19 protein-coding genes are annotated in these 20,300 nt (G+C 39.2%); 11 read left to right on the top strand and 8 right to left on the bottom strand.

Annotated elements, in window-relative coordinates:
• Positions 1–84: 84 nt before the first annotated feature.
• The 7 genes from EJN90_RS06685 to EJN90_RS06655 all read right to left on the bottom strand — a co-directional run bounded on the left by EJN90_RS06685 (position 85) and on the right by EJN90_RS06655 (position 5,460).
• Positions 85–771 (bottom strand): DUF1129 domain-containing protein, encoded by a 687-nt coding sequence (locus tag EJN90_RS06685; protein ID WP_126109686.1) that lies wholly within the window; start codon positions 769–771, stop codon positions 85–87.
• A gap of 35 nt (positions 772–806) precedes the next feature.
• Positions 807–1,907: a redox-regulated ATPase YchF gene (ychF, locus tag EJN90_RS06680; RefSeq protein ID WP_126109684.1), complete on the bottom strand. Its 1,101-nt coding sequence runs from the start codon at positions 1,905–1,907 to the stop codon at positions 807–809.
• A 38-nt stretch (positions 1,908–1,945) separates the two neighbouring features.
• Positions 1,946–2,149: a DUF951 domain-containing protein gene (locus tag EJN90_RS06675; protein ID WP_126109682.1), complete on the bottom strand. Its 204-nt coding sequence runs from the start codon at positions 2,147–2,149 to the stop codon at positions 1,946–1,948.
• 18 nt (positions 2,150–2,167) lie between these two features.
• Complete coding sequence (locus EJN90_RS06670) at positions 2,168–3,058, bottom strand: ParB/RepB/Spo0J family partition protein (protein WP_126109680.1); 891 nt, start codon at positions 3,056–3,058, stop codon at positions 2,168–2,170.
• The gene (locus EJN90_RS06665; RefSeq protein ID WP_126109679.1) at positions 3,048–3,812 is read right to left on the bottom strand and encodes a ParA family protein; all 765 of its coding nucleotides are present in this window, start codon (positions 3,810–3,812) and stop codon (positions 3,048–3,050) included. Before EJN90_RS06665 ends, EJN90_RS06670 begins: the two co-directional genes overlap by 11 nt.
• 468 nt (positions 3,813–4,280) lie before the next feature.
• A complete protein-coding gene (gene rsmG / locus EJN90_RS06660) occupies positions 4,281–4,997 on the bottom strand; it encodes a 16S rRNA (guanine(527)-N(7))-methyltransferase RsmG (protein ID WP_126109677.1) in 717 nt (238 codons plus the stop codon).
• A 10-nt stretch (positions 4,998–5,007) separates the two neighbouring features.
• Positions 5,008–5,460, bottom strand: coding sequence for an immunoglobulin-like domain-containing protein (locus tag EJN90_RS06655; protein WP_126109675.1), 453 nt, complete (start codon positions 5,458–5,460; stop codon positions 5,008–5,010).
• A 265-nt stretch (positions 5,461–5,725) separates the two neighbouring features.
• On the opposite strand from EJN90_RS06655, the gene EJN90_RS06650 reads away from it, so the two are divergent.
• The 6 genes from EJN90_RS06650 to EJN90_RS06625 all read left to right on the top strand — a co-directional run bounded on the left by EJN90_RS06650 (position 5,726) and on the right by EJN90_RS06625 (position 13,226).
• Entirely contained in the window at positions 5,726–6,565 is an 840-nt protein-coding gene (locus tag EJN90_RS06650; RefSeq protein ID WP_126109673.1) for an ABC transporter permease, read from the top strand.
• A complete protein-coding gene (locus EJN90_RS06645) occupies positions 6,558–7,337 on the top strand; it encodes an ABC transporter permease (RefSeq protein WP_126109671.1) in 780 nt (259 codons plus the stop codon). The genes EJN90_RS06650 and EJN90_RS06645 overlap by 8 nt, the downstream gene beginning before the upstream one ends.
• Before the next feature lie 25 nt (positions 7,338–7,362).
• Positions 7,363–8,397 carry an ABC transporter ATP-binding protein gene (locus EJN90_RS06640; RefSeq protein ID WP_126109669.1) on the top strand — a complete coding sequence of 345 codons (1,035 nt, stop codon included), beginning with the start codon at positions 7,363–7,365 and terminating at the stop codon, positions 8,395–8,397.
• A 17-nt stretch (positions 8,398–8,414) separates the two neighbouring features.
• Positions 8,415–9,464, top strand: a complete 1,050-nt coding sequence (locus EJN90_RS06635) for an ABC transporter substrate-binding protein (RefSeq protein WP_126109667.1) — start codon at positions 8,415–8,417, stop codon at positions 9,462–9,464.
• A gap of 743 nt (positions 9,465–10,207) precedes the next feature.
• Entirely contained in the window at positions 10,208–11,935 is a 1,728-nt protein-coding gene (locus EJN90_RS06630; protein WP_126109665.1) for an adenine deaminase C-terminal domain-containing protein, read from the top strand.
• Positions 11,916–13,226, top strand: a complete 1,311-nt coding sequence (locus tag EJN90_RS06625; RefSeq protein WP_126109663.1) for an amidohydrolase — start codon at positions 11,916–11,918, stop codon at positions 13,224–13,226. Before EJN90_RS06630 ends, EJN90_RS06625 begins: the two co-directional genes overlap by 20 nt.
• 95 nt (positions 13,227–13,321) lie before the next feature.
• On the opposite strand, the gene EJN90_RS06620 is transcribed toward EJN90_RS06625, so the two are convergent.
• The gene (locus EJN90_RS06620) at positions 13,322–13,657 is read right to left on the bottom strand and encodes a hypothetical protein (RefSeq protein WP_126109661.1); all 336 of its coding nucleotides are present in this window, start codon (positions 13,655–13,657) and stop codon (positions 13,322–13,324) included.
• Positions 13,658–13,840: 183 nt separating this feature from the next.
• Between EJN90_RS06620 and EJN90_RS06615 the strand changes: the two genes are divergently transcribed.
• The 5 genes from EJN90_RS06615 (at position 13,841) to EJN90_RS06595 (ending at position 20,257) form a co-directional block, all read left to right on the top strand.
• A complete protein-coding gene (locus tag EJN90_RS06615) occupies positions 13,841–15,556 on the top strand; it encodes an ABC transporter ATP-binding protein (RefSeq protein ID WP_126109659.1) in 1,716 nt (571 codons plus the stop codon).
• A gap of 597 nt (positions 15,557–16,153) precedes the next feature.
• Positions 16,154–17,356 (top strand): hypothetical protein, encoded by a 1,203-nt coding sequence (locus EJN90_RS06610; protein ID WP_126109657.1) that lies wholly within the window; start codon positions 16,154–16,156, stop codon positions 17,354–17,356.
• A gap of 12 nt (positions 17,357–17,368) precedes the next feature.
• Positions 17,369–18,556: a hypothetical protein gene (locus EJN90_RS06605; protein ID WP_126109655.1), complete on the top strand. Its 1,188-nt coding sequence runs from the start codon at positions 17,369–17,371 to the stop codon at positions 18,554–18,556.
• Complete coding sequence (locus EJN90_RS06600) at positions 18,553–19,452, top strand: ABC transporter ATP-binding protein (RefSeq protein ID WP_126109653.1); 900 nt, start codon at positions 18,553–18,555, stop codon at positions 19,450–19,452. Before EJN90_RS06605 ends, EJN90_RS06600 begins: the two co-directional genes overlap by 4 nt.
• Positions 19,453–19,456: 4 nt before the next feature.
• Positions 19,457–20,257: a hypothetical protein gene (locus EJN90_RS06595; protein WP_126109651.1), complete on the top strand. Its 801-nt coding sequence runs from the start codon at positions 19,457–19,459 to the stop codon at positions 20,255–20,257.
• Positions 20,258–20,300 lie beyond the last annotated feature (43 nt).

Raw genomic sequence — 20,300 nt, 5'->3', positions numbered from 1 at the left:
ATACAAAACCCTACAAAAATTGAGTTAGACTAAATACTGGAGACAGAAAAAAGCCGAGATTTCTCCCAGCTCTTCCTGTATTCGTTAAAAAATCCCACCGGTAATGCGGTATCGTTTCTTCAAGTAAATTTTGGCACCAAAGCCGGCTGCTGCTATAACCAAGTATGCAACTGCAGGTAAGGCGATATTAATTGTTGTTGGAATAAATGTTGACACTGTCATTGCCAGCATCCAAAGAAGCATAGCACCGGTTGTCGCTGCAATATACTTTCCATAACCACGTTTTCCTTTTGGCGCATCAGGATTTGGTGTGTATTTAGAAATAATCAACATCGCAAGGCCACCTACAATAAAGTTTACCAGTAAACTGATAATCCCCATGCCTGTTTCCGTTTGCTCTTTAGAAGTGAATAAGGTAATTCCGGAAATCAAAGCAAAAATTGATCCCAGTAACAGACCTCCGTCCAATGCAATCAACCAGTCTGCTGAACGCTCTGGATTTTCTTCCTGTTGTTGCAAGATGTTTTCTGCGCATTCTGAAACTGTCCCGTATAATTGGCGAGCAGTCACACCAGCTTTTTGATTTTCAGCTAATTCATTCATCATTTTGTTATATAATTTGGCTTTTTTTGTTTCGTCGTAGTTCGCTGCAACCAACACTTTGTCTAAACCCATCATATACTGCTCGTTTCGCTTGGTTAGTTGTTCCCACAAAGCTGTGTTTTCTGCTTGTATTTGCTCCAGTGTCTTTTCAGTATTCGTTTCTGCCACGTTGCTGTCCTCCTAGAATTTTCTATCATTGTCTATTATACATTAAAGCGGAAAAGCATAACATCTCCATCTGCGACAACATAGTCTTTTCCTTCTTGACGGACTTTACCAGCTTCTTTTGCGGCAGCCATATTACCATATGCTACTAAGTCATCATAAGAAACAGTCTCCGCACGAATAAAGCCGCGTTCAAAGTCAGAGTGAATCACTCCAGCAGCTTGCGGTGCTTTCATCCCTAATTTGAACGTCCAAGCACGAACTTCTTTTTCTCCGGCAGTAAAATATGTTCCCAAACCTAAGAGCGTATAGGCCTTTTGGATTAACTGGTCCAAGCCAGATTGTTCGATTCCAAGTTCTTGTAAGAACTCAGTTTTTTCTTCCTCTTCTAAATCCGCGACTTCTTCTTCAATCCTTGCGCTTACTGTGACAACTTCTGCACCTTCTGTTGTCGCAAATTCACGAACTTGTTTCACCATCTCATTATCTTCGCCAGCCATCACATCTTCTTCTGAAATGTTAGCCACATATAAAACAGGTTTTGTTGTTAGTAAAAATAAGCTTTTAACGAGTGGTGCTTCTTCAGGAGTCACTTCTACTGTACGAGCAGATTTTCCAGCTTCTAAAGCTGCTTTCATCTTTTCAAGTACCGCTAATTCTTGTAATGCTTCTTTATCCTTTGTACGGGCAATTTTACTTACACGTGTATGACGTTTATCTACTGATTCTAAATCAGCCAAAATCAATTCTAGATTGATCACTTCAATATCATCGAGCGGGCTTACCTCTCCACTTACATGTGTGATGTTTTCATCCTCAAAACAACGTACCACATGGCAAATAGCATCTACTTGGCGAATGTTGGCTAAGAACTTATTCCCCAGCCCTTCCCCTTTACTAGCGCCTTTCACGATGCCAGCAATATCAGTAAATTCAAAGGTTGTTGGTACAGTTTTTTTCGGTTTCACTAATTCAGTTAATTTGTTTAAACGCTCATCAGGCACTTCTACTACCCCAACGTTTGGATCAATCGTCGCAAATGGATAGTTTGCTGCTTCGACTCCTGCTTTTGTTATTGCATTGAATAGAGTAGACTTACCCACATTCGGTAATCCTACAATTCCAGCTGTTAATGACATACTTTCCCACTCTTTCTATTATTCGGCTTACCGCTCACTTATTCAGATGCTGCAGCTTTTACCAATACTTTTTTCATTTTTTTCTCAAAATCTCGACGCGGCATCAAGACCATCTGTCCACACTTTTGGCATTTAATACGAATATCCATCCCCATACGGATAATTTCCCAGGAGTTACTCTGGCAGGGATGTGGTTTTTTCATTTCAACAATGTCATGAAGTTGATATTCTTTTTGATTCATCTGTTGAAGCACCCCTCTCTAGTCATCAAATTCAACATTTAGTAATTCTAAAATGCGGTTCAAATCAGTTGGGGAAAGGTATTCAATTTCGATTTTCCCTTGTTCACCTTTTGGAGTAATCTGAACGGATGTCCCAAACTTATCCATCAAGCGTTCTTCGCTTTCTAGAATATAAAAAGGTTTATCGATTTTTTTACGTTTCTTTTTTTCTTTCGACTCTGTCGTTGATGATAGGTTTTGGACCATTGCTTCTAATTGGCGGACAGTAATGCCCTCTTGAACAACTTGCTTTGCCAGCTCGCTGATTTGTTTTTGGTCTTTTAACCCTAATAACGTTCGTGCTTGCCCCATGGTCAGTTCACCATTTCGCAACAAGAGCTTCACATCTTCGGGCAATACTAACAGTCGCAAATAGTTTGCGACATAAGGACGACTCTTCGCAACTCTTTCAGCAACTTGAACTTGGGTCAAATTCAACTTATCAATCATCATTTGATATGCTTCTGCTTCTTCCAATGGTGAAAGATCTTCCCGCTGCAAATTCTCAAGCACTGCAATCTCAATCATTGCCTGTTCATCAAAATCGCGAACGATAGCAGGAATGGTTTCTTTTCCAGCAATACGAGAAGCGCGCGCACGGCGCTCGCCGACAATGATTTCGTAGCCTTTTACAGATGATTTTCTTAAAATAATCGGCTGAAAAACCCCATTTATTTTAATCGAATCTGCTAACTCTTGTAAAGCATCTTCATCGAAAGTCTTGCGTGGTTGGTAAGGGTTTGGGCGAATTTCGTCTAACTTAATCTCTTGAACTTCTTCTGTTTTCTCATCAATTTGTTCAATGTCTTCGAAACTGCTGAATAACGCATCAATCCCGCGGCCCAAGCCTTTACTGTTCTTATTCGCCATCTGCTAACACTTCCTTTGCTAGTTCTAGGTAGACTTCTGCTCCTTTTGAACGAATATCATAATCAATAATAGATTGTCCATAACTTGGCGCTTCAGAAAGACGAACATTTCGTGGAATAATTGTGTTATAAACTTTTTCTTTAAAATACTTCTTCACTTCTTCAACCACTTCGAAGCCCAAATTCGTACGGGCATCCAACATGGTCAATAAAACACCTTCAATTTTCAAATCTTTATTAAAGTGTTTTTGTACTAAACGGAATGTATTCAACAATTGACTCAGGCCTTCTAAGGCATAGTATTCACATTGAACGGGGATTAATACTGCATCACTCGCTGTAAAAGCATTAATGGTCAAGTGACCTAATGACGGCGGGCAATCAATAAAAACATAATCATACTCCGTTGCTAACTCTTTTATTGCGTTGCGCAATCGTGCTTCTCGATGTGGTTGATTGGTCAGTTCAATTTCTGCTCCTGCCAATTGGATAGTCGCTGGTACCACCCATAAATTCTCTCTTGACGAAGGCTGAACTGCATCTGCGATTGGAATTTGATTAACCAGCACATCGTAAATGTCTTTGTCTACATCTGCTTTTGAAATTCCTAAGCCGCTCGTTGCATTCCCCTGCGCATCACTATCGATTAATAGTACTTTTTTACCAAGATATGCTAACGCGGCCGCTACGTTCACGGTAGTTGTCGTTTTACCGACGCCACCTTTTTGGTTTGCAACTGCAATGATCCGTGCCATCTACTTTCCTCCAGTTCTTCTTTAACCTAATGACTTCCTACTCACCTAAGAAAAGCGGGACAAGCCCTACTGTCTCGATAGAAATTTAGGAAATCGTGCCCCGAATTGTCAGGAGACTTCCCACTTTAGTGGGTGAGTCGAATGACATGCGTTAGCGAGCAGCGAAGCGCGCAATGGGTGCGATTTATTTAATTTCTGGGAGACAGGCTTGGACCGCTAGACATGGATGGCAGAAAAAACTTATACTACCCTACTCTAAAAAAAAAGAGAAAAAATGATACTGAGCATTTTTTCTCTTCCGCATTCTTCAAAATGACTGCATCATTTATCGCTCTTGTATAGATTCTAAATGCTTCTAGGAAACTCAGTCCTAATATACCAACTTATTGTACCAAAAATGATAATAAAAAAATACCCTCAACTAGCGTTTCTTCCCTTATAACTCGATTGTTTCACAGTAAAACAGCTCTATAAAGGATTCTTATTTGGTGTTCCTGGTTTTCTTGGGTATTTTTTTGGTGTCTCTTTCGTCTTTTGAATGAGAATAATATGTCGCTCACCTGCATCCAATGGCAACTCAAATGCATGATCTACTTCCAACTTCCCGCCGAGTGTCGCTATGGCTTTTTTCGCATCATCTAATTCTTCTTCTGAACTGGCTGCTTTCATTGCTACAAAATAGCCGCTTTTTTTAACAAGAGGGAGACATAACTCGCTCAATACACTCATGCGGGCAACCGCACGAGCCGTTACAAAATCGTAACGTCCTCTGAATTCAGGGTTTCTTCCAAAAGTTTCTGCCCGATCATGATGGCAAGCCACCCCTTCTAATTCAAGTTCGCTCATGAGTAGATTTAAAAATTGGATTCTTTTATTTAGCGAATCTACGATCGTAACTTGTATTTCTGGAAAAGCGATTTTCAAAGGAATGCTCGGAAACCCTGCTCCAGCTCCTACGTCACAGAGCTGAATCGGTGAGTGAAATTCATCAACGTACAACCCTAATGTAATGGAATCATAAAAGTGTTTTAAGTAAACTTCTTTTTTATCGGTAATAGCTGTTAAATTGATTTTTTCATTCCATTCAATCAACAATTCATAATAACGTTCAAATTGTTCCATTTGTTTTTCGTTCAATATAATTCCTTTGCTTGCTAATGCTTCTTTAAATTGTTCTGGATTCATTTAATTTCCCTCATTTTTCTATTGTAAACATTGCCAATACAGGCTCACCTGCAATGGTTTTTATAACACGATAGGACCCTTCTTCTAACTCTTTTTCAAGCAAGTCAAAAGAGAGTGTCTCTGTATTCTCACTGTTTGGAGCTAAAATATGAGCAATCGCAATCCATGCAACTCCGTCTTCAAAAGGTACGACAAACCATTCTTCCTCTTCTTGTTTTTCTACCGTGAATTCTACGCCATATGCATACTCTTCTTCGGTCTCGTTGGAGATGGTTACCTTTATTTCCGATGTTCCCACTGGATAAACACTTTCAGTCGTTGACATACTAACGCGATCCAACTGATTCAAATCCCCTTCTGAATAGGGTGATTTTTCCATTGAAGATTGTCCGCCACAAGCTGATAAAGTTCCGATTAATAGACACATTCCAAATAAAAACAATCCTTTTTTCTTATTGCGCATGGTCTCACTCCTCTTTTTTTATCAATCTACCTGTTCTTACTTTTTCTTCCTTCTAATTATACAATATTCTTCGAAAAAAGAGGACTGTTCTCTCTATTTCTTTTATCTTGTTTTAACGATAACCGAACAATCAATTTAAAAATATTGTTGTTTATTCGTTTTTCACTTGAAAAACACTCGTTTTGGTCTTATAATCCACTAATGGTTTAATTATATTCGTTCATTTTTTTAAAATTCTTAATTAGTCCTAAAGGAGGATTTTCTTGTGTCATCCAAAAACGTCCCATATTTGATTGTTACTCCGGGATTCATTTTGTTAGTCGTCTTTTTAGTATTACCTCTTATTTCTGTTATATGGCCCACTTTTTACGATGGAGCTTTTACATTAGAATCTTATTTTTCTTTCTTCATGGATTCTTATAACCGAACGATTCTATGGCGAACCATTAAAATTTCCTTACTTGTGACACTTGTTACTGTCATTTTTGGCCTGCCCACCGCTTATTTCATTGCAAGGAACAATCGAAAATGGAGAAGCCTCATGATGGGGTTGGTTTTATTTCCATTATTAACAAATTCTGTTGTCCGAAGCTTTGCGTGGATTAACATTCTCGGAACAAATGGTATTATCAATCGCTTTTTACTAAGCGTCGGTTGGATTTCAGAACCTATTCGGATGTTATACAGTGAATTTGCGATTACAGTCGGTTCTGTTTATTTATTTTTACCACTTATGATTACTACCCTAGTAGGGATTTTAGAAAATATCGATACAGAAATCGTTGAAGCTGCCGAAACTCTTGGAGCTAGCCCCTTAACTGCTTTTGTAAAAGTCATTTGGCCATTGAGCATTCCAGGTGTCATTGTTGGAAGTATCCTTGTCTTCACCGGAACATTGACTGCTTATACGACCCCGCAGCTTTTAGGTGGAAATCAAAACATGATGATGTCGACTTTCCTTTATCAAAATGCCATGACTTTAGGTAACTGGCAAGACGCAGGTGTGATTGCCTTAATTATGATTGTTACGACCGTCTTAGTAATGAATCTCTTTAATTGGATTGCAACTAGAGTTGACCGGAGAGGAGGAGACATCCATGCGTAAACAAAAAGGATTAACGTTTTTCGTATTACTTGTTTTCCTTTTCTTATTTTTACCCTTATTTATTATCATTGTAACCTCTTTTGGAGAAAATCCTACGATTCAATTTCCAATTGAAGGGTTCACTTTTAAATGGTATGCAAATGTATTTCAAGTGGGAGGATTTATTAGTAGTTTTTGGTTAAGCTTACGGATTTCACTTTTAGCAACCATTTTAGCATTATTCATTGGAGTTCCAGCAGCTTATGCTCTTTCGAGATATTCTTTTCCCGGTAGAAAGGCTTTGAAAAGTTTTTTCCTTTCTCCTACCATTATCCCTGGAGTGGTTGTTGGTTTTTCCTTGTTTCAGTTTATCGTAATTCGGATGCAGTTCCCGATTTTCCAAGGTCTCTTACTTGGGCATTTCCTAATCAGTCTGCCTTACATTATCCGTGTAGTTGGTTCTAGTTTGGAACAGCTTGATTTTTCCATTGAAGAAGCCGCTTGGACATTAGGAAGCACAAAACTATTCGCTTTCTTTAAAGTGGTATTACCGAATATCACTTCGGGAATCTTCGCCTCTTTTATGTTGGCTTTTATTAATTCCTTTAACAATATCCCAGTATCACAGTTTCTTTCAGGCCCAGGCGTTACTGCACTGCCAACAAACCTGATGAGTTACATTGAATATAATTATGATCCCACTGTTTCTGCTTTATCTGTCATGTTAATGCTCGGTACGATTTTACTAATGGTCGGAATCGAAAAAACACTAGGACTCGCATCTATCTCATAAGACATAATAAGGAGGACGCCAGCAAATGGCTTTTGTGCAATTAAAGGATATCCGTGTCAGTTACGACGGAAAAAATGATATTCTAAAAGACTTACGCTTATCCATCGAAAAAGGGGAGCTTGTTTCCCTGTTAGGTCCATCAGGTTGTGGGAAAACGACCACTTTGCGAGTGATCGCAGGACTGATTGAACCGAATGATGGAAATTTTATTGTGGACGAAATGGATTTAACAAAAGTACCTGTCCATAAACGAAATTTTGGAATGGTATTTCAATCATATGCCCTCTTTCCTCATTTAACGATTTTTGAAAATGTCGCATTTGGCTTGAAGCTGAAAAAAGAGAAAAAGGCAAGCATTGAAGAAAAAGTCGTAAATATGTTAGAGAAAACTGGTCTGGCAGAATTCGCCGATCGATATCCAAAGCAGCTTTCCGGTGGTCAACGTCAACGGGTTGCATTGGCTCGTGCTTTAGTGATGGAGCCCAAATTATTGTTACTTGATGAACCATTGAGTAACTTAGATGCAAAATTACGCGTTACCATGCGCATGGAAATCAAACGAATCCAGCGTCAGTTGGGCATTACAACGATTTTTGTTACTCATGATCAAGAGGAATGCTTCTCAATTTCTGACAAAGTTGCGGTTATGAATAAAGGTGTTATTGAACAATATGACTCGCCTGAAGAAATTTATAAAAATCCAAAAACAGAATTTGTTGCACGTTTTATCGGCTTTGAGAACTTTATTGATTTGACTAAAGAACGAGAAATGATTTACGAAGCCGCAAATGGTGCTCGCTTCAATACGATCCGTTCTACCGAAAAAAACCGAGTAAAAGCTACCATCCGTCCAGATGATATCGAAGTCGTTTCTACTACAGAAAGCGACAATACGGTAAAAGGAACCGTTCTTGTTCGGACATTTTTAGGAAAAAGCTACCAATACGAAGTGGAAACTGCATTAGGCAGTTTGCTAGTCAATGATGAAAATTCAGATGTATATCAATCGGGTGACGAAGTAACACTTTACTTCGCTCCAGAAAAAATCATATTAGTATAAAAGGAGATTTTATAATCATGAAAAAATGGAAAGCAGCGACATTATCTCTAGCAGCAGTTAGTTTTTTAGCAGCATGTGGCAATACAGACTCTGGATCAAGTGAAAGCAGCGGCGAACTAGTCATTTCTACTTTCGCAATCAGCGAAGATGTTATCAAGAGTGATATTTTCGAACCCTTCCAAGAAGCTGAAGGAATCAAGATTACTTATGAAGTAGGAAATTCAAGCGAACGTTTCACCAAATTAGAAAACAATCCTAACTCGACAATTGACGTCATTGAACTTTCTCAGGCAAATGCTGCTACGGGGGTTGCTGACGGATTGTTTGAACCTCTTGATGAAACAAAAGTTCCAAACTTGGCACTTCTAGTAGACGGTGCAAAAGATGCAGTTGATACTTCTGGTGCTCCTTATACAATGAACAGCATTGGTATTATCTACAATGAAGAAGCTGCTGGAATGACGATCGATGAATGGTCTGATTTATGGGATCCATCACTGGCAGGAAAAATTTCTATTCCTGATATCACAACTACTTTTGGACCGGCAATGCTTCATGTAGCAAGTGATTACAAAGGCATTGATATTGCTTCCGATAATGGCGAAGCTGGCTTTGAAGCATTAACTGAATTAAAACCAAATATTACCAAAACCTATACAAAATCATCTGACTTAGCGAATTTATTCCAAGCTGGTGAAATTGTTGCAGCAGTTGTAGGAGACTTTGCTTTCCCAATTATCTCTGAAGCAAATCCAGACGTACAATACATCGTTCCAGAATCTGGTACCTACGCTAACTTCAATACATTAAACGTAGTTGCCTCTTCAGAAAACAAAGAAGCTGCTTACGACTTTATCAACTGGAAACTAAGTGAAGAATTACAAACAACTACTGCAGGTTCTTTAAATGAAGCTCCTACAAATGCAGACGTTGAACTAGACGAAGAAGTTGCAGCAAACAAAACATATGGTGACGTTGCACAACGCGCGAAAGCAATTGATTTTACCTTTGTAAACGAACAAATGGAACAATGGATCAGTCAATGGAATCAAGTACTGAATCAATAATATACAGATAAATAGAGGAGAGTGGGAAAAAAGGCGTTTAGCACCGAATCACTGGAGCGAATAATGCTCAGATGGTTGCAGACCATCTGAGCATTATTCGTGAAGTGGAAGTCGGGGCTGCCTTTTTGAGCACATTTACGTTGCATTATTCGGGTAGAGACAAAGGGCTGGGAGTTTTTTCCAGCCCTTTTCTTTGATGCAAAGATTAGAAAAGTGGACAAGTCCGCCTTGGCCTATGAAAAAATAGGAAATTTGACCCTGAATTGTCAGGAGACTTCACGCTTCAGCGGGTTAGTCGAATGATATGCGTTAGCGAGCAGCGAAGCGCGCAATGGGGCAAATTTATCTTTTTTTCACTAGGCCAGGACTTGGGAGCTAGACATTGATGGCTGAACTTATAATCCCCTAGTCTACAAGAAAATCCTTCCGGCCCCTTACTTTCTGCGGTAAAGTAAAGTACAGAGTAAAAATCTGGCCTGTAATTTACTTTTCCGCCAATATATAAAGTACAGAACAAATATCTGGGCTGTATTTTAAAATAACATAAGAAAAGCGGACAAGTCCGCCTTGGCCTATGAAAAAATAGGAAATTTGACCCTGAATGAGCAGCGAAGCGCGCAATGGGGCAAATTTATCTTTTTTTCACTAGGTCAGGACTTGGGAGCTAGACATTGATGGCTGAACTTATAATCCCCTAGTCTAAAATAAAGCACGATATTTTCAAATCGTGAAAGGAGTTCATAATGAAAATTGATTTACTTATTGAAAATGCGTTGGTTTTCAACAGCTTTCTAAAAACATTTGACGTAGAAAATATCGCCATTTCCGGTGAAAAATTCTACTATGTTAGTAAAGAAAATTTACGCTACTTACATCCCTCAAAAATCCTTGATGCTAGCGGTAAATACATTATTCCAGGTTTCATCGATATTCACATGCACATTGAAAGCTCGATGATTCCACCGGCCACATTCTCCGGCGCTGCCCTGTCCCATGGCGTTACCACAGTGGTTGCAGACTCACATGAAATTGCCAATGTTTTTGGTTTAGAAGGTATTAGAACTTTTATGGACGAAAAAACAGAATTGGACATATTCTATGCCATTCCTTCTTCTGTTCCATCCACTACGCCTGAATTAGAAACTACCGGTGGAATCATCGGAATCGAAGAAGTCCTAAGCTTACTTGAACATCCTGATGTGATTGCGCTTGGAGAAGCAATGAACTTTAAAGGCATCACAAGTGAGCCCGATTCGCTCATTCGTCAAATTTTAAAAACAGTCCAAGAACAGAAACCATTTATGCCACTAGAGGGGCACGTTCCTCGCGTCACAGGAGAAGACTTAAGTAAATTCATGTATGCAGGAATCACAGCTGATCATACTCATCAATCTCCCGACTCTATCCTGGAGAAAATCAAAAGTGGCATTTTCTTGGAATTCCAAAAGAAATCCATTACGCCAGAAAACATTGCCGTACTCAACAAACACCAATTATTCGAGCACATTGCCATTATCACCGATGATATTATGGCGGATGATTTATTAGAAGGGCATTTGGATGCAAATGTGCGCCTTGCGATTGAAGCAGGCATGCCGGTTAGGGAGGCCATTTATACGACTACCTACACAGCTGCCCGCAGAATGGGATTTCAAGACCGTGGATCCATTTCCGCTGGTTATCTGGCTGATTTTCTTATTTTAGATCAATTAGAAAATGTGCACATTGAAGCCGTCTATAAAAAAGGAAAGCTTGTTCATTCACGCGGTGACGAAATGTCTTACTCAAAAAATGACAGTGCCTTTCCGGAACAGTTTTATCATTCCATCCATTGTAGTCCGCTAACAAAAGATGACTTGCAGTTCCCGATTTCCAAAAAGCAAAACTGCGTTCTCTGCAATGTCATGCAAATTCAAGAAATTGGAACGTTCACCGAACATGTGCAACGTGAGATTTCCGTTAAAAATGGCCTATTAGATTGGGAAAATAGCGGTCTGGCACTTATTCTGGTCATGGAACGATATGGAAAAAATGGAAATATTGGTTATGGATTAGTAGAAAATGCTCTCACTGAAAAAGGAGCTGTCGGAACAACTTGGGCGCATGATCATCACAACTTGATGGTAATGGGAACTTCAATGGAAGATATTTTACAAGTCCAAGAAGAACTATTGCGTCTGAATGGCGGATATGCGGTGTCGAAAGATGGGAAAGTTACAGCTGCTTGTCCATTGCCAATTGGAGGAATCTTGAGCGATGAATCGGTGCCAGTACTAGGCAAACAGCTGCAAGCTGTGCGGAATGGCATGCGTGAGATAGGCTACAAAAATACGAATGAGATCATGTCCTTTTCTACCCTGTCCTTACCGGTTTCTCCAAAAATAAAAATTACGGATTTTGGAATGATGGATGTTCACACGCACGAACACATTCCTTTAGTGGAGGATGATGATGCAGACTTTATTAATTAATCTACATATCTTAACAATGGATGAAAAATTTACAGAATACAATCCTGGCTACATTCTGCTAAAAAATAATCTCATACAAGAAGTGGGTCCTATGTCAGAAGTTCCTTCCCAGTCCAAGGTACACACGCTCGATGGAAAAGGAGCCTTTGCAATACCAGGCATGGTCAATACTCATACACATATCGGTATGATTCCTTTCCGTTCGCTTGGCGATGATACCCCCGATCGATTAACCCGCTTCTTGTTCCCATTAGAAAATGCTTGTATGACCAAGGAACTTGCCTACCATAGCGGAAAATATGCCATTGCCGAGATGCAATTAGCAGGAATCACTACTTTCTTTGATATGTATTACTTTGAAGATGAACTGGCGAAAGCAACGGATGAAATGGGCTCTCGCGCAATCTTAGCAGAAACAGTTCTGGAAGAAGCCTGCGACAGCAGGGAAGCCTACGGTGGTTTAACATACTGTGAAACTTTTATTCCAAAGTGGCTGGGTCATGACCGAATCATTCCTGCAATCGCTCCTCATGCACCTTATACAAATACCAAAGACTCCTTACAGAAAGCGGCTGCGATTTCAGAAAAATATGACATACCTTTTTCAATTCATTTAAGCGAAATGAGCTTCGAGATGAAACAGTATAAAGATGAATACGGTAAGACTCCTGTCGAACTCTTAGCTGACTGGGGTATTCTAAATAATCGAGTCCTCGCTGCCCATTGCATTTTCGCAACGGAAGCAGATATTGCTATTTTAAAAGAACAGGATGTAGCCGTCGCTCATTGTATCGGCGCAAATACAAAATCCGCCAAAGGAATCGCGCCCGTCCAACAAATGAGAGATGCGGGGATACGGGTTGGACTAGGCACAGACGGCCCGAGTAGTGGCAACACCTTAGATTTGTTTACACAAATGCGTTTGGTTGCCAATTTCCATAAAACTTACTTACAGGATCGTTCCGCTTTTCCTGCTCGTGAGATTGTTAAAATGGCAACCATCGACGGTGCAAGAGCGATTGGTCTTGCCGACAAAATTGGTTCGTTAGAAGTTGGTAAAAAAGCCGATATCGTTTTAGTTGAAACGGATTCCGTAAATATGTTTCCGATCTTCGATCCTTATTCTGCCTTGGTTTATTCTGCTAATGCCAGCAATGTTCGTGACGTTTTCATTGATGGCAAACAAGTAGTCGCCGACAAGCAGTTAACTCACGAAAACCTTACAACTTTGCGGAGTAATCTTGATCAACAGATGGGTGACTTTAGAATAAAAGCCCTCGAAAACTCTTAACATAGCAGTAGTTGAAACAAATAAGAAAAGGATTTCGAGCTGAACTACGCTTGGAGTCCCTTTTTTATAGATATTTAAAAATCACATACTTCCTATTAGCCATGTAAAGGGGATAAAAAGAAAAAAAAGATTGTACTAGCCCCTAACACCAGTGCGAGCAGCACATTATTCTTAATTTCCTTTATACTATAAAGCACGCCGAACAAGGCACTGCCATATAAGCTTATATCAAAAAATATCGATGGAAGAGCCGCAAATATTTCTGTAAAAAATAAAAGTAAAAAGAATCCTTGTGCTGCCAGCACCCAATAGCTGCCTTTAAAGGGCGGAAACCTTTTCCCTCTTTTACGAATCAACAAATACATACCCAACAGAAAAAAAGAAAGACAAATCAAAAAAATTAAAGCGAATACTACTCCTGTTAACCCCATTTTGTCCACTCCTATTCTTATCTTTACAATTAAAAACAGCCTATCATAAATTTATTAAGAGAAAGATAACAGGAAAAAAATTATGATATATTTAAAAGTCTTGAAAAGTTGTTTCTTCTTTTTTTGTATGCCATAATTATGGTTGTGTTTAAGTTCATTATATTATTTCAAAGGAGGCCCCCTATGCTTAAACGATTTTTTAGCTATTATCGCCCTTATAAATCATTGTTTATCCTTGATTTTGCTTGTGCTGTAATTGCTGCGGTTTTAGAGTTGGCCTTTCCTGTGGCAGTCAATAATGTTATTGATAGTATCTTGCCTTCCGGGAAATGGAATCTCGTTATTTTATCTTCATTGGGTTTATTACTGCTATATATTATCAATACAGCTATGCAATATATTGTTACTTACTTTGGTCATAAGCTGGGTGTGAATATTGAAACTGATATGCGACAAGAATTATTCACCCATATGCAAAAGCAAAGCTTCAGCTATTATGATAATCATAAAACTGGAAAGTTGATGACGCGACTAACAACCGATCTTTTTGAAATTTCAGAAGTAGCGCATCATGGACCAGAAGATATTTTCATTACGATCATTACTTTATTAGGGGCATTCTTATTGATGCTTCAAGTTCATACACAATTAGCCATTGCGACGGTTTGCTTGATCCCGTTGATTATGTTTGCCGTTTCTTACTTTAATAGGAAAATGACTCAAGTAAATACTCGTATTTTTGAAGATTTAGGCGAATTCAATGCTGGTATTGAAGCCTCTGTAAGCGGAATTCGTGTCGTTCAGGCATTCGCGAATGAGGAACACGAAGCAGAACGATTCAAATTTTTGAATCAATCTTACCGGAAATCAAAACTTCTCTTCTATAGAATGATGGGCTTTAGTTCCTCTTATAACTATTTGATTATTCGTTTGATTAACTTATTTGCCCTGTTCTTTGGCTCTTACTATACCATTCGAGGTGAATTGAGTTATGGAGATTTTGTTGGATTTATTCTTTTATCGAATATTTTCGTCCGTCCGATTGAAAAAGTAAACAACATGATTGAAATGTATCCAAAAGGAATCGCAGGCTTCCGCCGCTTCTCTGAAGAAATGGACCGCCCACCAACCATTAAGGATAAAGCAGGTGCAGTGGATGTTCATAACTTAAAAGGCGATATTGAATACAAAAATGTTTCCTTCTGGTATGACGAGTCTGAAAAAGTACTTGATAATATCAGTTTATCCATTGAAGCAGGCGAAACCGTTGCTTTTGTTGGTCCAAGTGGAGCAGGTAAAACGACGCTATGTAATTTATTACCACGCTTTTATGAAATTAAAGGAGGCAGTATCACGGTTGATGGATACAATATCCAAGATGTCACCATGTCTTCTTTACGAAATGAAATTGGTGTTGTCCAACAAGATGTCTACCTTTTCCCGGGAACCATCCGAGAAAACATTAAATATGGAAAATTGGATGCGACTGAGGAAGAAGTAAAACATGCGGCTACACTAGCAAACCTTGATCACGTCATTGCATCCATGCCAGAAGGTTTGGATACCATTATCGGAGAACGCGGTGTCAAACTATCCGGCGGTCAAAAACAACGCCTATCGATTGCCCGCATGTTCTTGAAAAACCCACCAATTTTAATTTTGGATGAAGCAACTTCTGCTCTGGATACAGAAACAGAACAAGTGATTCAAGAATCCCTTGATTCTCTGGCTGAAGGACGCACAACCTTGATCATTGCCCATCGTCTCGCAACCATTAAACATGCGACCCGCATCGTTGTGGTAGACGAAAATGGGATTTCCGAACAAGGAACCCACGAAGAATTGATGAAAGTTGGCGGAACATACCGCCGCTTATATGAAGCACAATTTTTGGAATAAGCCGAAAATCAGAAAAGCAAACAAGCGAGAAAAAAGAATGATTTTTTCATTCTTTTTCTCGCTTTATTTGTAAACTGCTAAAATATAGTTAATGGTTAACAAAACCATCGCTAAAAAAGCCACATGCGCTGCCCTTCTTTTATTGTACTTCGTGTTTATTATTTACTATAATATACGAAAAAAACAACCGCTTTCTTTGAAAGGAGGTTAAAATATGTATGCGCTGAATGCAGTTCTCTGTCTCATTTTTGGAATCATTATTTACTTTTATCAAAACTTTCTAAAATCAATGTCTTTTGCTGCTTATAATCCAAGTGATTCTATCCTAATGTCTGTTTTCTTTATACTTGCTATTTTCTTTTTTATTTTGGAGTTTAGAATGTACAAAAAGACCAAAAAATAAATTTAATGCCCTTTCAATCTATTATCTGGCAGTGACCCTCAAAATGTTTAGATTCTAATCTAACTTTTGGGGGTTACTACTTTTTTTAAGGTGAGACTTCATCTACCTCCTAAACATTTGTTGATTAATGCCCAATTAGTTAAATCAATATGATAAACTAGTAGTAATTTGATTAAAAAGAAGGGAGACGTGACATGACTTTATCTTTATTTAAAGAAACTTGGTTGCATTTAATGCGAAATAGTAAAAATAGATTGACTATCGCGCTTGTTTTTATCGGTATTATTTTCTATAGCGGCTTCTTCCTTACGAAGCAGAATGGCTATGACACTATTGATCTTGATCAATTGAAAATGAGCGTCCAATCCAACAAAGGGATTATGGAAACTGCTGCTGAAAAAGGCAACTTTAACGTTAATTTGTTTACGGGAAAATCGGCTTATGCCGATGGAAAATACAAATATGAAAATAGCCGTGCCTTACTAGCTGCTATTGAAAACGGGGATGTGGGCCGCTACATTGAATTGACGAATGTGTATGTCCCTGATTTCCACTTTGAGGAAAAGAATGACTATTACAACAAGCACTCCTTGTACCCGGGGAAAGATCGGGAATACGATTCAGTAAACAACCACAATCGGATTGGGAGCTACGATCCAGATATCCTTTCGTTCCATGTCCTTCAAGAAAAAACATCTTGGCAGCAGATCCAGCTCTTTCTTCATAATTGGGGACCAACGATTCTCATCGTACTGACCCTTTTCATTGCTGCTGACGTTTTTGTTCTGGGTGTTCGCAAGCGAACGCAACAGATTGGTGTACCGATCGGCTGGGGGCGTTACCTCTTCACGCAGTCTTTAGCTATTTTAAGCTTCGTTTTGATTTTTTTCGCAGCAGCAGCCCTACTGTTTTTTATTGTAAACGGATTACTATATGGCTTTGGTTCTCTAAGTTGGCAAGTACCACTTTTCAACTACAGTGAGGACTATATGATGAATCCTGATGTATACAGCTTAATGAGCATCGGATCATTTCTACTAAAGACCATACCATTTTTACTGTTGTTACTCTATCTCTTTATCCGACTTTCGGCCCTGCTGTCTCTACTTTTTCGCCAAGAGGTTGTGGTCTTCGTTGCCGGCCTATTCGTTTTATTGTTCGAAAAATTATATTTCAGCCGCACAACTCGGGACATTTTTGGCATCGATATTAGTCACTTCCCTCAAACTTATTTTGACTTTGGAAAAGTCATATCTGGGGAAAAGAATTTTATGTTAAACACACCCACCATCACCGTAAATCAAGGCCTTTTTGTTATTGCGGCTACATTAATCGGTGTTGAAGTTCTGTTAGCTATCGCAACTTACATTCGCACACGTCAGAAATTCATTGGATAAAGGAGGGAAAAGATGCACTTAGCAAAATGGGAATGGAAAAAACTGATAAGAGATTGGAAAACACGTGTCTTATTGTTTGGCTTTTTAATTTTTTTCAGCTCTTTTTCCCTTTTATATCAGCAACAAAACTTATCTTTTCCTGAAGAGGAAATGGAAGACCAATATCACATAATCCATCAGTTATTCAACTCAATCCCTGACAGTGTCTTTTCAGGCGTTGATGGAAAAGAAGTGTATGATACTTTAGCAAAACAACAAATGCTATACGGCATGCAGCTTTACATTCTTTCTCAACGTGATGGAAACGAAATAAAAGGATTGGAGCATGTCTTCGATAGTTATTTGGAAAACGGTACGAACATCGCCCGTAACAATGCCTACCTGTTAGAATTGACTGACTTTGAATACTATGATTATTTAATGAGTTATATGCCTGATGAAGATTCCATCCGTCAAGATGTCGCCTTCTTTAATTATATGGAAGAAAAAGGACTCGATATCGAATGGAACTCCTTTTCTGCAAGCAACATCTTCTTGGAAGAAGTGAATATGATGATCGGCTTCGTTCTGTTTCTGTTTATCGCCCTCTTAGGCTGTGATCGATTCACACGTGACCAAACAAAAAACTGGAGTATCACTCATGGTCTCCCGGTTCCTTGGAAGAAACAGTGGCGCACACGCACTTTACAATTGTGGACGGTGATGTGGGTAACTTCCCTTCTTGGACTGCTAGCTAGCTATTTGTTTAGCCTATCGCTCGAAACTCCCGGAAGCTTGTGGTATCCAGTGATTATTTATTCTAAGAACGGTTATGTTCCAGTTGCTATCTGGCAGTATGCCTTGGTTGCTATTGGTTCCGCCATGCTTCTAAGCTACCTGCTTCTATTATTAACAGTGGGACTCAGCTGGATATTCCGAACCATTTATTTAACCATCATCATTGTATTGGGACTATTTTTCGTGCCGTCTCTATGGCAGCTTACCCAGCCATTTTCATCCTGGCAACCGAGCTTGTATTTCCATGTTGAATCGATATTAATGGGAGATACAGCTGCAAGCACCGGATTGTCAGCGACCTACATGTGGAAAGGCATTTTATTAATGCTTCTGTCGATTGTCATTTTAGAAGGACTCTTTACCCGTATTTTTGATCGAATCCAAACCCAGACTCTTGGGCTACGAAGGAGGATGAGCGCATGACCTTATCAGTAAAAGATTTAACCGTCAAATTTGGCGGACGAACCATTTTAGATGCCATTAGCTTTGATATCGACGATGGTTCCATCATCGGGATTGTCGCGCCAAACGGAACCGGAAAAACAACACTCTTCAATGCCATCATGCATTATATTCCGTTAAAAAGCGGTAGTGTCGCTATCGATGGAAAAGCTTATCAAAACAGCCGAAAGGATATTTTAAAATTACATAAAAAAATTACTTTTTTCCCTGACCAAGCTGACTTATATGAGAACTTTTCGGGCCGCGAACACATTCAACTTTATTCAGAAATCTGGCAAAAAGACACTTCCCGTGTGGAGGCCATTATTGATATGTTACATATGGGCCACTATGTCGATCGAAAAGTTCATACTTATTCGCTGGGAATGAGACAACGGCTTTGCTTCGCCATGATGTGCGCTGCCAATACTCCCATTATGTTGATGGATGAAGTGATGAATGGCCTTGACCCTGAAAATGTTAATTTAGTTTCAAGTGTTCTGGAAACATTACGATCAGAAGGAAAAATCATTATGGTCGCTTCGCATTTATTGGATAACTTAGATGAATATGCAGATAAAGTTTTATTCTTGGAAAATGGGCGCTTTATCTTTATTTCGGACCACCATGAAGAAAAGGTGTCCTATGTAAAAGGAAAAATTTCCCGACAATCCTACGATTCACTTGGAAATCTTCCGGATGGCACCCTGTATCTGGATAACGGTCTATGTTGTATTCCGATTCAAAATGAAGAAGAAGCCAAGCAATACTTCTCCCTGCTTCGTTCTCATCAAGCGGAAACCACATCAATCGGCCCGCTTGGAACAGCAGATCATTATATCCGTATTTATGATTTTACAACTGAAAACAAGGAGTGATGTCATGAATAAAAAAGTTTATTGTTTATTGATGGCCATTCCTTTATTAACAGGCTGTGCTTCCTTTGCCGGATTTGCCAAAGAAAGCTATGATGGTCGTACAATTGATAAAAATGAAGAAGCCATTTCAGCTTATCAGGCACGTCAAGAGATTATTGGCGAGGAAAAAGAAGCCATGGCTCCGACAATTCCGGATTTCTTTTTTCAAGAACCGCTGGAGTTTGAAGGTGAAGAGCTCTTAATGCGCATTTTGTCAGATCCAATCGTTATTGGAAAAGATGTCCCCGAAGGCCGTTATATTATTATACGGAACTTTGAATCAGGCTATCTGACGGTTGCTGATTCAAGTGGTGAAGTTGTTTACCAACAAGTCCTTGATTTTTCATCAGGGAATATTGAACTTAACTTATATGATGGCATGCAAATTAGTGCCAATTCCGAAACGGACCCTCTTCTTTTATTGGCAAATCATCCGGCAGATTCTTTTCACGAATATACCATCGTCGGTGGTCCTGAACAACCGCCGCTGGAAGAAGGGGCGTACGAATTTACGAACGGGATTTTTCATGTGGGTGCTGATATTAAGGCCGGTGCCTATTCCGTTTCCCTTCCTATGCCTTCAGGCGGTTCCGGTGTAAAATACTTTTATCTACTGAATGAAGATAAAAGTTACCAAATTATTGAAGTTGTTTCCTCTTACTTTAACGAAGAAGAGGGTGCCTCCCTGGTCGTCGAGCTTGAGGATAGCCAGATTCTTTATATCAAAGATTTCTCTTCCATAGTATTCAGTCCTGTTACGGAATGATTTTCACTAAAAATTAGAGTGCTTTCTCATTTTTTGTCAGACA

This window comes from Jeotgalibaca ciconiae, from assembly GCF_003955755.1.
Lineage (GTDB): Bacteria > Bacillota > Bacilli > Lactobacillales > Aerococcaceae > Jeotgalibaca > Jeotgalibaca ciconiae.
Note: the sequence above shows the minus strand (reverse complement) of the source record. Positions and strands in the feature narration are given on the sequence as shown.